This window comes from Tenacibaculum litopenaei (assembly GCF_964514025.1).
Lineage (GTDB): Bacteria > Bacteroidota > Bacteroidia > Flavobacteriales > Flavobacteriaceae > Polaribacter > Polaribacter litopenaei.
In genome coordinates, this window is the sequence record NZ_CAZEQT010000006.1 from 547,186 (window position 1) to 562,977 (window position 15,792).

Annotated in this window: 12 protein-coding genes; 8 read left to right on the forward strand and 4 right to left on the reverse strand. The window is 39.9% G+C overall.

Features of this window, described 5'->3' with window-relative positions; all coding sequences use genetic code 11:
- Positions 1 to 4: 4 nt before the first annotated feature.
- The 3 genes from ACKTS5_RS11120 to ACKTS5_RS11130 all read left to right on the forward strand — a co-directional run bounded on the left by ACKTS5_RS11120 (position 5) and on the right by ACKTS5_RS11130 (position 4,598).
- The gene (locus tag ACKTS5_RS11120) at positions 5 to 1,777 is read left to right on the forward strand and encodes an AMP-dependent synthetase/ligase (protein ID WP_408043942.1); all 1,773 of its coding nucleotides are present in this window, start codon (positions 5 to 7) and stop codon (positions 1,775 to 1,777) included.
- A 72-nt stretch (positions 1,778 to 1,849) separates the two neighbouring features.
- Positions 1,850 to 3,469, forward strand: coding sequence for an RluA family pseudouridine synthase (locus ACKTS5_RS11125; protein WP_408043943.1), 1,620 nt, complete (start codon positions 1,850 to 1,852; stop codon positions 3,467 to 3,469).
- A gap of 400 nt (positions 3,470 to 3,869) precedes the next feature.
- Positions 3,870 to 4,598 carry an SDR family NAD(P)-dependent oxidoreductase gene (locus ACKTS5_RS11130; RefSeq protein ID WP_408043944.1) on the forward strand — a complete coding sequence of 243 codons (729 nt, stop codon included), beginning with the start codon at positions 3,870 to 3,872 and terminating at the stop codon, positions 4,596 to 4,598.
- Positions 4,599 to 4,621: 23 nt separating this feature from the next.
- On the opposite strand, the gene ACKTS5_RS11135 is transcribed toward ACKTS5_RS11130, so the two are convergent.
- Positions 4,622 to 5,365, reverse strand: coding sequence for a LytR/AlgR family response regulator transcription factor (locus ACKTS5_RS11135; protein ID WP_408043945.1), 744 nt, complete (start codon positions 5,363 to 5,365; stop codon positions 4,622 to 4,624).
- A gap of 250 nt (positions 5,366 to 5,615) precedes the next feature.
- Here ACKTS5_RS11135 and ACKTS5_RS11140 point away from each other — a divergent pair, with 250 nt between their 5' ends.
- Complete coding sequence (locus tag ACKTS5_RS11140; protein WP_408043946.1) at positions 5,616 to 7,229, forward strand: class I SAM-dependent methyltransferase; 1,614 nt, start codon at positions 5,616 to 5,618, stop codon at positions 7,227 to 7,229.
- A gap of 52 nt (positions 7,230 to 7,281) precedes the next feature.
- Here ACKTS5_RS11140 and ACKTS5_RS11145 read toward each other — a convergent pair whose 3' ends face one another.
- Complete coding sequence (locus ACKTS5_RS11145; protein WP_408043947.1) at positions 7,282 to 9,765, reverse strand: PIG-L family deacetylase; 2,484 nt, start codon at positions 9,763 to 9,765, stop codon at positions 7,282 to 7,284.
- Positions 9,766 to 9,846: 81 nt separating this feature from the next.
- A complete protein-coding gene (locus tag ACKTS5_RS11150; protein ID WP_408043948.1) occupies positions 9,847 to 11,274 on the reverse strand; it encodes an ATP-dependent DNA helicase in 1,428 nt (475 codons plus the stop codon).
- Positions 11,275 to 11,377: 103 nt separating this feature from the next.
- On the opposite strand from ACKTS5_RS11150, the gene ACKTS5_RS11155 reads away from it, so the two are divergent.
- From ACKTS5_RS11155 to ACKTS5_RS11170, 4 genes are all read left to right on the forward strand, one after another.
- Positions 11,378 to 12,112, forward strand: coding sequence for a hypothetical protein (locus ACKTS5_RS11155; RefSeq protein WP_408043949.1), 735 nt, complete (start codon positions 11,378 to 11,380; stop codon positions 12,110 to 12,112).
- Positions 12,096 to 12,920 (forward strand): DUF3822 family protein, encoded by an 825-nt coding sequence (locus tag ACKTS5_RS11160; RefSeq protein WP_408043950.1) that lies wholly within the window; start codon positions 12,096 to 12,098, stop codon positions 12,918 to 12,920. The genes ACKTS5_RS11155 and ACKTS5_RS11160 overlap by 17 nt, the downstream gene beginning before the upstream one ends.
- The gene (locus ACKTS5_RS11165; protein ID WP_408043951.1) at positions 12,921 to 13,472 is read left to right on the forward strand and encodes an RsmD family RNA methyltransferase; all 552 of its coding nucleotides are present in this window, start codon (positions 12,921 to 12,923) and stop codon (positions 13,470 to 13,472) included.
- Positions 13,473 to 13,581: 109 nt separating this feature from the next.
- Entirely contained in the window at positions 13,582 to 13,860 is a 279-nt protein-coding gene (locus ACKTS5_RS11170) for an STAS domain-containing protein (protein ID WP_408043952.1), read from the forward strand.
- Here ACKTS5_RS11170 and acs read toward each other — a convergent pair.
- Positions 13,857 to 15,779, reverse strand: coding sequence for an acetate--CoA ligase (acs, locus tag ACKTS5_RS11175; protein WP_408043953.1), 1,923 nt, complete (start codon positions 15,777 to 15,779; stop codon positions 13,857 to 13,859). The genes ACKTS5_RS11170 and acs overlap by 4 nt on opposite strands.
- Positions 15,780 to 15,792 lie beyond the last annotated feature (13 nt).

Consider the following 15,792-nt stretch of genomic DNA (forward strand, 5'->3'; position numbering starts at 1 on the left):
ATTTATGCCGCGTGAAATAAAACGTCTATTTGATTTTCCTTACTACCAATTAGAAACTTACAATCTCGATAAAGCTTTAACCACAAAATACAACGGTGAATGGAAATCCTTATCCACTAAGGAATACATTGACCAAGCGAATGCGTTTAGCCGAGGATTGTTGCGTTTAGGAGTACAACCCAATGATAAAATTGCGGTGATTTCAACCAATAACATAACCGAATGGAATGTATGTGACATCGGTATCTTACAAACAGGAGCACAAAACGTTCCTATTTACCCTACGATCTCAAAAGAAGATTACGAATACGTTTTAAACCACTCTGAAGCAATTTACTGCTTCGTGTCTGATGAGACGATATTGGAGAAACTCAACCAAATTAAAGACCAAACAAAATTAAAAGGCGTATATACCTTTGATGAGATTGCTGGAGAGCAGCACTGGTCTGAGATTTTAACCCTTGGGGAAGACGATAGCAATCAAGCGGATGTAGAAGCGCGTATGGCTGCTGTAGATTCAGATTCTCTGGCTACACTTATTTATACCTCAGGAACCACTGGTCGTCCTAAAGGAGTAATGCTCTCACACGGAAACATCGTTTCAAATGTTTTGAGTAGTGAACAACGAGTTCCTTTAGTATACGGTCAAGAAAAAGGACTGAGTTTCCTTCCTGTTTGCCACATTTTTGAACGTATGATTTTGTATTTATATCAATATTGTGGTGTTTCTATCTACTTTGCAGAGTCTATTGAAAAGCTGAGTGAAAACGCACAGGAAATCAAACCTAATGTCATGACGGCCGTTCCGCGTTTGTACGAGAAAATCTACGACAAAATTTACGCAAAAGGAGCTGAATTATCAGGGATTAAAAAGAAATTATTTTTCTGGGCTATTGAACTCGGATTAAAATACAAACCTTACGGTGCCAACGGATGGTGGTACGAAAAGCAGTTGAGCATTGCTAGAAAATTGATTTTCTCGAAGTGGCAAGCTGCCCTTGGAGGTGAATTAAAACTAATGGTTTCTGGTTCTGCGGCATTGCAAGCTCGTTTAACACGTGTATTTGCTGCTGCTGGCATGCCTGTGATGGAAGGATATGGTTTGACAGAAACCTCTCCTGTAATTTCAGTAAACGACCTTCGCAATGGAGGATTCAGAATTGGAACCGTAGGAAAAATGATTGATGGAGTTGACGTAAAGATCGCGGATAATGGTGAAATTTTAGTCAAAGGTGCCAATGTAATGATGGGGTACTACAAAGATCCTGAAAAAACTGCAGAAGTACTGAAAGACGGATACTTCCACACGGGAGATAAAGGTGAAGTTTGTGAAGAAGGCTTCCTAAAAATTACCGGACGTACTAAAGAAATGTTTAAAACTTCAGGAGGTAAATACGTGATCCCACCATTGTTAGAAGGTAAATTAAAACAATCTCGATTTATTGAACAGGTAATGGTAGTCGGTGAAGGTGAAAAAATGCCTGCCGCCCTCATTCAGCCTAACTTCGAGTTCGTTCGTGAATGGGCTAACAGACACCGCATTGAATTGGGTACGAACGCAGAGGTTATTGCTCATCCGAAAGTAATTGAGCGCATCCAAGAAGAGGTTGATGGTTGCAACAAACGATTCGGAAAATGGGAACAAATCAAACGCTTTGAACTCACACCTGAAGAGTGGTCTATAGACGGTGGTCACCTTACGCCAACCATGAAAATGAAACGAAAAATTATCAAAGAAATCTACACTGATTTATACGAAAAAATCTACCGTAGCTAATTTTTCAACAATATAAAGTATCAGAAACGCCGAGGAATTTTATCCTTGGCGTTTCTTTTTTATTTTTGCCCAATGAACAAACTGCACCGATTTTCAGGAGAACTTTCCCGTATTACACTCCCTACATCACTCCCCTATCCACATAATTACCATCCTCATCCCATTGCCAAGCAAGCCGCCGAGGAATTGCAAACCTATTTGACACATACCACTGATTTTTTACATGATTTTGGATTGCTTCCCGGGCAATCAGGTGCCGGAAAAATGTTCGGGGTTCTCGTCGTGTTGGATACAGCAGGAGAATTGGGCTACCTCACTGCATTTTCTGGCAAACTCGACAACAGCTATCATCAGCAACATTTTGTACCACCTGTATACGACAGCTTTGACCCAAAGGGTCCGTACAAACAATTGGAACGACAAATAGAGCAGCTCAGTGATCAACTTGAAGCCTGTCATAAAGCGCCGGAATACCTTGAAGCAAAATCAGTCTATACAGCACTTAAAAACAAGTATGAGCCCCAATACCAGGCAGAAGTACAGAAAATCAAAGAAAGGCGCTTAAATCGTAAAAAAACGGGCACCATTAACAACCAGCAAAATATCAATGAAGAGTTCTATTTAAAAGAATACGCTACTTATATTGAACAGCAAACTGCCAACTCCAGAAAAACGACCGAACTGTGGGAGCAAAAAATAACGCAACTAGAACGCTTGCGAGGTAAAACCTCGGCAAAGGCACAAAACGCATTATTCGCTTCTTACGCATTCTATAATCAGGCCAAGGAAGTCAAGACCCTCATTGACCTCTTTGACCATCAGCACCAAAGTATTCCTGCAGGTGCAGGTGAGTGCTGTGCGCCTAAACTTTTTCAGTACGCACATATACACGGGTTACACCCTATTGCTATGGCTGAATTTTGGTGGGGCGCTCCTCTGAGCAGTACCGTCCGTATTCACCAAAACTACTATCCAGCGTGTACTGGAAAATGCAAACCCATTTTAGCACATATGCTGCAAGGACTACCCGTAGCCTCGAACCCCTTAGTCGCTTTTCAAAAAGTTGTGGACACCGTTGAAATCCTTTTTGAAGATGACTACCTACTCGCAGTAAACAAACCGCACGATGTGCTTAGTGTTACAGGTAAAGAAATTACTGAAAACACCATCGAAACTTGGGCGAAAAAACGCTATCCAAATGCCACAGGCCCATTGTTGGTGCACCGCCTCGACATGGCAACATCTGGAGTTTTGCTCATTGCAAAGTCCAAAGCGGTACACAAAGCATTGCAAGAACAGTTTATTAAAAAAACCGTACAAAAGAGATACCTGGCCGTGCTTTCCAAAAAGATAGAAGAAAACAGCGGACAAATCAACCTTCCACTCAGAGTCGATTTAGACGACCGACCCAAACAACTGGTTTGTCCAGAACACGGAAAACACGCACTTACTCGTTGGGAAAAAATATCGGAGACAGCGAACACCACTCGAGTGTACTTCTACCCTGTAACGGGAAGAACACATCAGCTACGTGTACATGCCGCTCATCAACTGGGGCTTGGCGCTCCGATTGTTGGAGATGATCTATACGGTATTCGAGACCAAAGACTTCACCTTCATGCCGAACGCCTTACGTTGATTCATCCAGTAGAAAAACACACTTTCATAATTGAAGCTAAAGCTCCTTTTTAAAGGAAAAAATCTCCTTTCATTTCTGAAAGGAGATATCCCTTAAATATTAGCAGAATGTATCGTGTTTGAAACTCTTACACAAACACACTGCAATGTACTTAAAATAAGCCCATTTTACACTCAGTGCTATCCCTAGAAAGCAACTAAGGGTTTTCCCTATATATACTACCTATAAACCATGACCCACAAAAAAAGCCCTCCGCAGAGAGCCTAAACTAAAAACCAATTTAAAAATCTAATAATGAAAAACATCACTGTAAAAATACGACCGTTTTCAAGGTGTTTTTCTCAATTTTAGTTCAGACAAAGGGTAGCTTTCGACCAAGTGCTTCTAGCCTACGACGAGTTGAATTTTTTGTGTTAACCTAGTCCTGAGTCATTTTTTGGCTATCTTTACCTCATGAAGGCAGTAATTATCACAGGAGGTAGTAAAGGTATTGGACGTGCATTGGCACAAGAATTCATAAAGAGTGGTTATCGAGTATATATCTTATCAAGAACAGTTCCGGCAATTGATGGCGCTAGGCACATTCAGATAGATCTATCGGTACTCGATGAGGTAAGCACCCGATTCACTGAGCTATTGGATGAGCTTTCAGCAGCCAGTCTGACTTCCTTGCTATTAATTAACAACGCAGGAAGACTCGGCACCATTAAACCTTTAGACCAATTGGCGCCAGAGGACATTCAAAAAACGATGACACTAAACACGACTATTCCTCTCGTACTTTCGAGCCTATTCATCAAAAAAACTGAAGCACTTGCCATCCGAAAAGACATCATCAATATTTCATCAGGAGCAGCTACCAAACCCTATGAAGGCTGGTCAGTGTACTGCACTTCAAAAGCAGCATTGGATATGCTGACCAAAGCTACAGCTGCTGAACAGGAAGCGCTGACTCACGGAGTAACGTGTATTGCTCTGTATCCGGGAGTTGTGGATACCGAAATGCAAACACAAATACGAAGTACTTCGGAAAAAGATTTTAAAAATGTACAGCGATTTATCGATTTAAAGCAGCAGCAACAACTGTACACTCCGTCGTATGTAGCCACTACAATCGTGAAGCTCTACAAAGAAAACACCCTCGCTAACGGAACTGTTTTAGACATCAGAAACTTAGCCTAATCAACGTGCGTTGCTCAAAAGGCTTAACGGAATATCGTATTATTTTTAATAAAGGCATTTTTATAGCGTTCGCTAAAAGGAATTTTGCTACCGTCGTCAAGAATTATCAAGTTGTCTTCAAAATAGATTTCTTTGATTTTTTTGATATTCACCAAATAATTTCGATGTACTTGCTTGAAGTCAGGATTGGATAACATTTCCTTTAGTTTGGTCAGTGACAATTTTATGAGGTAGTGCTCCTCATCGCAACGAATACTACAGTATTTTTCCTTAACTTCTATATAATTAATACCACTAACATCCACTTTTACGACACTGCGCTTCTTTTTAATAAACAAAAAAGTAGGGCTTAATACGGCTGCTTTATCTTCAAAGCTCATACTATTTTCTTGTTGGTAACAAGATTCAATAGCGAGTTCTAAGGAATACAGCAACTCCAATTCGTTATAGGGCTTTAACAAATACACCATAGGGTGTGTCAATTTAGCTTCGTCAAACACGGCCTTACTCTGCATACTTGTCAAGAATAAAAACGGTACATTGATCCCCTTCTTATTGATTCGTTTAGCCAATTCAATACCGTCAGGTTTCCCTTGTATCATGATATCGAGAATAATTACATCAAAGGTACTTTTCTTAATTTCCTCTTCTGCTTTTTCAGTATCAGACACGCGAACGACCTCGTAATTATTCACCTCCAAAAAGGCTATTAGGTCATTTGCTTCTTTATCAAGGTCTTCTAGTAATAGTAGTCGTAGTTTGTTCATTCCCTAAAAATACTTCTATTTTCTCAAGAAAACCAAATATTTTTGCCCTTTGCATCAATATGATTCCCGTTCATTACAAAAAACAAGTTATCTACACCATTTCTTTTTCCAGGTATTAATTTAACAAAGAATTCTCTCCGAATTCAATACGCAGCTGTTGCCCCTTCGGAACAACTTGATCTAAAATTTAGCACACAGCACATAGTTTCTTAAACTTCAAATAGTTATATTTAATACAAAAATATCCTATATGTTATCCAAAACTGAAAAGAAAACCCTCCGCAGTGCTTTGTTCAGACATTTAGACGGTATCGTAACTTGTCCGTCTGCCTACGTACTCTATCAAAAAGGAGTTACGGAATACCTCTTAGAACACCGCGAATGTACCCTCTCCAATATTAGTCGAGAGTTTCACGCCAATGAAGGCTACCTCAATGTAGCTTTGAGGACCTTGAGCTCTCAAGGTTGGCTTCACATGAAAATAGACCCTGTAAAAAATGAGGTTACTTACAGCGTCAATGAAAAAAGTACCATCGCTTTCAAGGCTTTTCAATTATACCAAAAGGCATTCGAGCTTTTGGTTTTTACGGAACAATACAACACCCGAAAGTTTGAAAAAGCGCCCTTTTTAAAACTTGAAGAAGTTTACGGACACTATCAAAGAGACTTTGCAAACATCGACGAACTGACAGACCTGACCAAAGCCATTCACCAACAAATAAAAACCCATATCGAAGGGATCATGCTAGGCCCAACCGCGGTAATTTTAGGCATGAATAACATGTTCCACAAATACTTTATGCAAACCAAGTTTCGGGCCGAAGAATTTCACAGCGATCCCGATCATTTCGGCCGCTTATTAGACATACTCAGTGCCTTTGGTTGGTTTGAAAAAAAAGGCAAATCATACGAATTTACCGATACGGGGCTGTTTTTTGCCAGACGTGCCAGTGCATACGGAGTTACGGTATCGTACATTCCTACTTTGCGAAAACTGGATCAGTTGATTTTCGGAAATCCCACGCTACTTCAATCAGAAGGAGCTGCTATTGAAAATCACGTAGATCGAGCAATGAATGTATGGGGAAGCGGCGGTGCTCATGCCGCTTACTTTAAGGTCATCGATACCATCGTTATCGATATGTTTAACAAGCCTATTCAAGAGCAGCCCAAAGGAATCCTCGATGTAGGCTGTGGTAATGGAGCGTTTCTTAAACACCTCTTTTCCATTATAGAAAATCAAACCCTTCGCGGCCAGATGCTCGAAGAGCATCCTTTATTTCTCATTGGTGTTGACTACAATGAAGAAGCGCTGAAAATTACGCGTAAAAACCTTGTACAAGCCGATATTTGGGCTAAAGTTATTTGGGGAGATATCGGAAACCCCAAAGCTTTATCTGAAAGTTTGGAAGAAAAATACGGAATTGCACTAACCGATTTGCTCAACGTACGCACTTTTCTAGATCACAACAGAGTATGGGAGCCACCAGTAGCGGCATCGGCCCCGGGCACTACGAATAGCACAGGAGCTTATGCTTCCAAAGGAGTCCGACTCAATAACAACGACGTTTATACTTCATTAAAAGAACACTTTGGCAAATGGGCTCCTTATATCAATCAATTTGGTTTACTATTGATAGAATTACACACCTCGCCACCTGAACTCGTCGCTAAAAACATAGGCCACACAGCTGCCACTGCGTACGATGCTACCCATGGTTATTCTGATCAGTACATCATAGAAATAGACGAGTATATGCGAGCTATGAAAGAAATCGGCTTGCTTCCGCAAGAAAATAGTTTCCGAAAATTCCCAAATTCTGAACTCGCAACCGTTTCCATTAACCTCTTTAAACCACAATAAAAAAAAGACCGTTGCACGCGCAACGGTCTTTTTTTTGAAAAGGAACTTTCTTTTATTTTAAGGAAAGTAAATTGGCAAATAGTTTATAGGCTCCCGGAACTCCAGCAGGCAGTTCTCTAAAAAAGCTCAAACCTGTATAAATATAATTTCCCTTTCCGTATTTTGCAATGAGTAAACTTCCCTTTTTAGGAGTTTCTCCTTTATCATTCATGGCTAATATTGGTTGAAATTCTCGGCTCCAAGAATTCGGAAAATACAATCCGCGCTCCTGCACCCAACCGTCAAAATCTTTGTCCGCTATTTTGTTTGGAAACTGCAACACAGGATGTTCTTTTGCCAATAAAGTTACTCTGGCCTGCTCATCCGTAACGCGATCTCTCGATAGTTGCATACGATAAGGCGGCATTACATCTACTCTTCTGTTGGTGTTGTATTGAACCACTAAATTTCCTCCATTCTTTACGTATTCCAATAAAAACTTTTGCTTGAATTTCAGTTCTTTTTTTGTATTGTAGGCACGAATCCCTACCACTACCGCATCGAACTTTACCAACATCTCGGTATTTAAGCTAGGTAAGTCCAATAGATCTACCGTATAACCGATTTGACGTAAACTTTCCGGAACGGCATCTCCTGACCCTTGAATATACCCAATACGCTTTCCTTCTTTATGGATATCCAATCGAACAACTTTGGCTTTAGAGTCGAGTAATACGGTCTGCTTTGGTATGTGCTCATAGGCAATGCTCACCAATTCTTTATCGTAGGTTTTTCCTTCGCTCTTTGCAATGGCTCGTATCCATCCTTCTGACTGATTTTTTGTAGGTGTTACCTGGAAAGTGACTTTTTGCACTTCTCCTTTGTTTGCAATCGCAAACTTCACCTTCTCAGGACTTGCTTTCCATCCTTTTGGCAAGTCCAACTCAAGCTCACCCGATACCTTATTTGCTCCGGCTCGTACATCAACGCTCACGCTTTGCTCAGAGGCATCTGAAAACAAAATTACTTTATTCTCGATATGGGTAGTAACGGCCGGTACGATTTCAAAAGGTTCGTACAATTCTCCTTTATCTCTTCTCGAATACCTGTAAACTAGATCTTTTGTATAGGTCAAGAGTTGCTTTCCTATTTCTAAGGTAAAACTCACTTGTACAGGACGGTCATTTTCCGGTTTCCCAATATCCTCCTGACGTGGAACTTCATACATTCCTAAACTCCAAGGAGCATTTAACCAATACGGGTTTGAATACGGAATTGCCCCTAGTTTGATCGTCTCTTTAAAATTGATACGTCGATTATTCTCCAAAACGATGTCTTTGTTCAGGGTAGTTCCTGTCGGCGCTATGGTCACCGTTTTTAATCGCATCGGAGTTGTACTTCTATTCACCAACTCCGCATTCATGGTAATGGTGCTGTTCGGTGTTGTAGACGAGGTTCCGGCTGTCGCCTCGAGGTATAATCCTGCACAAGCAGCGATCAACTCTTTTAGCTCTTTCGACTTTACGCGTTTCCAATGGCCATCAGGCAAATCTTGTAATACTCCATACGCCTTTACCAATGCTGAAACGTGTTTTTCAGGATGCACAAAATCGAAGTTGTCAGCTATCGGATACAGAATTTCTCCAACAGCACTTCCTCCCTTTATGCGATTCCAAGTGGTATCGATTCCGTCAAAAAGATTATTCTTATCCTCGGGAAAACTTCCTTTGAGGTGCTCAATATACTCTTCCTCACTTCCACGACGTGTTAGTCGTCCAAATCCCTGGCATAGGTGTTGGCTACTTGCAATAGCGGCTACCTCATTGTTGGAAAGTCCCTTTAACGGGTAATAGGTTCCAATATCGAAACGCAACATGGCGCTTTTGTCTGCTTTTTCAAAGTTTTTTCGAGACCCGTAAAACCACCATGACGTATTAAAAAATAAGCGTTCGGGCTGCCAGGTACTCGTAAGGTTAAGCTGTTCAGGATACTTGCTCTTATCCGCTGCCATATCAAAAGCGGCGACACTCAACATTGCTGACGTTGTATGATGTCCATGTGTAGTTCCTGGAGTTCTGTGATCGAAACGATTGATAATCACATCGGGCTTGAAGGTTCTTATGGCCCAAACCACATCTGCTAATACTTTCTTTTTATCCCAAATCTCTAAAGTTTCATCTGGGTGCTTAGAATACCCAAAGTCATTTGCTCTGGAAAAGCGTTGTTCTCCTCCATCAACGCCCCTTGCGGCCAACAGTTCTTGGGTTCGTATCACTCCTAACAATTCACGAATTTCGGACCCTATCAAATTCTGTCCTCCATCACCTCTTGTCAATGACAAATATGCCGTCCTCGCTTTGACTTTATTCGCTAAATACGCAATCAATCGCGTATTTTCGTCATCGGGATGTGCTGCAATGTACAGGGCAGACCCTAAAAAATTGAGCTTCTGGAGTTTTTCGTAAATCTGATTTGAATTGAGTTTTGAAGGTTTTTGGGCAAATACAGAGGCCTGTAACAGGCACAGCATCCCCAATAACAAGGCTTTTTTATTCATTACTACTATTTTGGTTGCCCAACAAATGTAGCTTTTTTTAAGAGGTTCACTTGTTAAATTAACAAAATGCTAACATTTCTACTAATCGTTAAAATATTCATCCTTAAAGCCTATGAGGTACAATTTTTCTTGAGCACGTGTTACTGCTGTATACAACCAACGCAGGTATTCTACAGAAGGGCCTTCTGGTAAATAGGGCTGCTCTATAAACACGGTTTTCCATTGCCCCCCTTGTGATTTATGACAGGTCATGGCGTAGGAAAATTTTATTTGCAAAGCGTTAAAGTACTTGTTTTTCTTTATCCCCATAAATTGCTTGTACTTCGATTTTTCATGGGCAAAATCCTCCTTTACAGCCTGGTACAAACGATTTGACTCTTCATATGTTAACGAAGGACTTTCGCTAGTCAGTGTATCCAATAGCAACACAGTTTCGAAAGGTTTCATATCTGGATAGTCAATCATCCTAATTTCCACTTCAGCAAACTTAAAACCATAAAGCTCTTTGATGGCTTTGATACGCATGACTTCACAGATATCTCCATTAGCGATAAAACCAGCAGAAGAGGAATCTTTTAGCCAGAAATAATTGTTCTTGACAACCATAACATAATCTCCGGTTGATATTTCATTTTCCTGACCTCTAATTTTTGTTCGTATTTGTTGGTTGTATTGATTGGCTCGTTTGTTAGAACGTACAATGATTGCCGTGTCTTCTACCCCTATATCACCATCATAGGCACTTGTAATAGCATCTTGGATATCGTAACCGTCTTGCAAACGCACTACATCGGGGAAATTCACATCAAATCGAAAATCTACGGACTCGTCTTGAATCAATAAGCGCAATTCTGTTGCATTGAAAAGAATACCTGAATCTTCTTGTTGACGAACCACTTCATTCAACTCTATTTCTGTAATTTGTTTGTTGTATTCAAACCCTAAAGTATCGGGATCAAGCGCCGGACTCAACGACAATTTTACCGGCGGTAACTGCGCGGTATCACCGATAAACACCAACTTACAATTCCTTCCTTGATACACATAGGTAATTAAATCGTCTAACAAAGAACCATTTTCAAACAGCTTGGCCTGTTGTTTTTCGTCAGAAATCATCGAGGCTTCATCTACTAAAAATACCGTATCAGTATGTTTGTTGGGTTGCATAACAAAGCTCACGCCCCCATTTCCTTGCTTTTTGGGGAAGTAAATTTTCTTGTGTATGGTAAAAGCTTGTTTCCCTGAATAACCGGAAATGACTTTGGCTGCGCGTCCGGTAGGTGCCAACAACACTGATTTTTTCCCTGCTCGCCACAAATTGTTTACTACTGTACTAATCGTGGTGGTTTTTCCCGTTCCTGCGTATCCTTTTAACACGAACATAGCTCGTTCGTCTTCACTAAAAATAAAATTCGTTAACTCACTGAGTAATTCGTTCTGTTTGTAGGTAGGTGTATACGGAAACTTTTGTACGACTTGCGTGTAAAATTTGTGCGCGGATTCAATCATAAATTCAAATAAAATTCAAAGATAACTCTAATTATAGTTAAAAATTTTCTTGGTTAAAAAAAAATTGTAGATTTGCGAATATCATATATTAAAAATTAGAAAAATGAATTTAGTACTGACGATTTTAGGAGCTGTTGCCGTTGCTATACTATTAGCTATCGTGATTGTAAAATACATTCCATTAAAATTGAGAGGTTTAGTATCTATTGTATTATTAGCAGCCTCTGGATACTTGGCATATTTAATTTATCAAGGGATCATGGAACCTATTAACTTTAACAAAGACAAGATTGCTCGTTATGTTAAGGTTATCGACAATTTAAAATTAATCCGAGACGCCGAAGTTAAATACAAGCAAGTACACGGAGAATATACAAACAGTAAAGATTCATTAATCGAATTTGTTAAAAACGGACAGTTAGCGATCACAGAAATTAGCAACCGTGAAGAAGAGGTTGATAAAGGTGGTGGAATTAAAATCAAAGTTTCTGTTAAGCAGGTAGATACTACAGGTTATGAGCCGGTATTAAAATACTTCTCAGGAAGAGACTTCGAAAACATGTTCAGCGTACCAGGAACTGACAAGCAGTTTGACTTAGCTACTTCAAAAATCGAAAAATTACCAGGTTTAATGGTATCTGTTTTTGAAGCAAAAGTAAGCAAGAAGCCTATCTTAAAAGGATTGTCTAGTTCATTAATAAAGCAAGAATTAGAAGCTATTGAAACTGATCAGGTAAAAGGAGAGTTCGTATCAGTAGGATCATTATTAGAAGTAACTACTGCAGGAAACTGGCCTCCGTCATATGATAAAGCAGAAAACCTTGAGAAAAAGGACTAAACATACTGGCGCAACGTCGCAACAAAAAAATCTATCCATCCAATTTAGTTTGGATGGATTTTCTTTTTGTATTACGGATAGCGAAAGCAAATCCGTGTTATCATACACTGCATACAATTTCGAAAAAACCTTGAGTTCACCCGAGCAGCTCTTGGAAAAGGTGATCGCGATTTTCGCCGACGATCCCGATTTACAAACAGAATTTGACAAGGTATATGCCATTCATCAAAATAACTTAAGCACCGTTGTTCCTGAGGTCCTGTTTGATAGAAATGATTTACTCCCCTATCTTAACTATACCGTAAAAACCTTACAAACGGATTTCATAATCTTTGATGAACTTCCGGTTATCCAAGCAAATACCGTTTACATCCCTTATGTAAATGTCAACAATTTCATTTTTCAAAATTTTGGTGAGTTTGAATTTCAACACCACAGTACGGTACTTATTGACAAACTCATTGCCAGCTCGAAAGACCTTATTCAGGAAACTTGCTTTTTTGTGCATGTCACAGCTAGTAGTATGGATATTGTAGTGATTCGCGAAGAGCAATTGTTGTTATGCAATACTTTTGACTACCAAACCAAAGAAGACTTTATTTACTATATCTTGTTTGTAGCCGAACAGTTACAACTCGACCCGGAATCCGTTCCTGTGACCTTTTTGGGAAATATCACCAAAGAGGATCCCCGCTATCAAATAACCTATGAGTTTGTCAGAACGCTCAATTTTATTCGAAGCACTACTCGATTTTTTGAAAGAGAAGATGATATCAAAAATCATCAAACCTATTTATTACTTAATTAAATGCGCATAATCTCAGGAAAATACAAGAGCAAAAGAATTACTGCTCCCAAAAACTTACCCGTACGCCCAACTACGGATATGGCTAAAGAATCGTTGTTTAATATTTTAAACAACTGGTACTACTTTGAAAATCTAAAAGTTTTGGACCTCTTTGCCGGAACTGGTAATATCAGTTACGAATTCGCCTCTCGAGGCACGAGTGAAATCCACGCCGTAGATGCTCACTACGCTTGTATTAAATTTATCAATCAGACGTCTACTGAATTAGCTATGGACATCCACACCTACAAAAGTGATGTTTATAAATTTCTTGAGCGTACACCGTTAAAGCTCGACCTCGTTTTTGCAGATCCTCCTTACGATTTCAGTAAGGAAGAATTTTTAAAAATTGTCAACCTCGTTTTTGAACGTTCTTTACTTTTAGAAGACGGTATTTTAATCGTTGAGCATTCCAAACATACAGATTTATCAGAACACCCCAATTACAGTCATGAGAAACGCTATGGAGGAAATGTGTTTAGTTTCTTTGAGCTGGAAAAAGATACTGAATAAACCGCAGAAATAAGCCACTCACCTACAGCTATTTGCAGTTTATCGAAATTTTAAGCGAAAGTTAAGAAATGTTAAATAACTTACTGTTAACAACTTAACCAATAATACCATGAGCTTAACAATAACGAATACCGGCAATGAATTACGTTTATTTGGTAATTTAAACCAAGAAACCTGCAAAGACGTAAAAAAGAATGTTACCTCATATCTTAAAAAACACTCCAGTGTTATCATTAATATAGATGAGGTAACATCCATTGATAGAACTTCCCTAAATTCTCTGGCCAAACTATTTGAAAAAGCCTCAAAGACTAATAAAAAAATTAGTATTCAAGGCGTAGGTTGTAAAGAGATTTACGATGAACTCATGAACCGGAGTATCGTTTAAGGCACCGACGGTGTCATTCTTTCTCGGATTATAGCTTCAACAATATCAGGATTCAACAAGGTTGAAATATCACCCAGATTATCCAATTCATTATGAGCAATTTTTCTTAAAATTCGTCTCATAATTTTACCTGAGCGTGTTTTTGGCAAGCCCGGAGTAAATTGAATAATATCAAGCTTAGCAATCGGTCCAATGTGTTCTGTGATAATTTGATTGATTTCTTTTCTGAGGTTATCATGATTTCGACCTTCTCCGGTCTCTTTTAAAATCACATAGCCATACAAGGCATTTCCTTTAATATCGTGGGGGACTCCAACAATAGCGCTTTCCGCAACAGCCGGATGCTCGTTGATGGCGTCTTCAATAGGAGCTGTTCCTAAATTGTGCCCCGAAACAATAATGACATCATCGACTCTTCCGGTAATTCTGTAATATCCCACCTCGTCACGTAAGGCTCCGTCTCCTGTAAAGTAGGCATTGTCAAAAGCAGAAAAATAGGTATCCTTATAGCGTTGGTGATTTCCCCATATCGTCCTTGCCATCGATGGCCATGGAAACTTAACACACAAACGACCATCCACCTGGTTTCCAACGACCTCATTACCTTGTTCATCCATTAAGGCTAATTGTACACCTGGCAATGGCAAGGTTGCATAGGTGGGTTTTGTGGGCGTCGCAAAAGGTATAGGAGAAATCATCATGCCTCCGGTCTCGGTTTGCCACCAGGTATCGACTATCGGTGCTTTTTTCTTACCTACATTGTCGTTGTACCAGTGCCATGCTTCCTCATTAATGGGTTCTCCTACGGTTCCCAGCACTTTAAGAGATGACAAATCATAGCTATTCACGAACTCTAAATTCTCCTTAGCCAAGGCTCTAATGGCCGTAGGTGCCGTATAAAACTGCGTAATTTTATGCTTCTGAACTACCTCCCAAAAACGTCCATAATCGGGATAGCTCGGTACTCCTTCAAACATAACAGTCGTGGCACCGTTCGCTAACGGACCGTACACTATATAGCTATGCCCAGTAATCCAACCTATGTCGGCAGTACACCAGTAAATATCTCCATCTTTATAATTGAAAACATTTTTAAAGGTATACGCTGTATACACCATATATCCTGCTGTGGTATGTAGCATTCCTTTCGGGCTCCCGGTAGACCCCGAGGTATAGAGGATAAACAAGGGATCTTCTGCTTCCATAATTTCCGCAGGACAATCGCTCTCAGCTGTCTCTAACAGAGGAGCCAACCATGCATCACGTCCTTCCTCCATCAAAATTTCAGTATCAATTCTCTTCGCAACCAATACCGTAGTTACAGAACCACAAGTCGTAAGCGCTTCATCGACGATTCCTTTTAAATCAATCGTTTTATTCCCTCTAAACGAACCGTCAGCTGTAATGACCATTTTTGCTTCACAATCATTTATCCTTGTCGCCAAGGCCGTTGCTGAAAAACCAGCAAAAACCACAGAATGCACCGCTCCAATTCGAGCACAAGCCAACAGAGCAACAGCGAGTTCTGGAATCATGGGTAAGTATATGCAGACGCGATCTCCTTTTCCAATACCTTTTGATTTGAGCACATTGGCAAACTTGCACACTCGCTCGTGCAATTCACTATAACTGATGTGCAATGCCGGTTCATCGGGATTGTTAGGTTCAAAAATTATGGCAGTTTTGTCAGCCTTACTCGGCAAGTGCCTGTCAATACAATTCTCTGTAATATTGAGCTGTGCTCCCTCAAACCACTTGACTTCAGGTTTTGAAAAATCGTAGTCCAAAACCCGATCCCAACGCTTTTTCCAAACAAAGTGTTCCTCTGCGACTTCCTCCCAAAATAACTCAGGATTCCTTACAGATTTTCTATACACTTGATAATATTCTTCTAAATTTTTTATATGATAATTACTCATCGTAAAATAATTT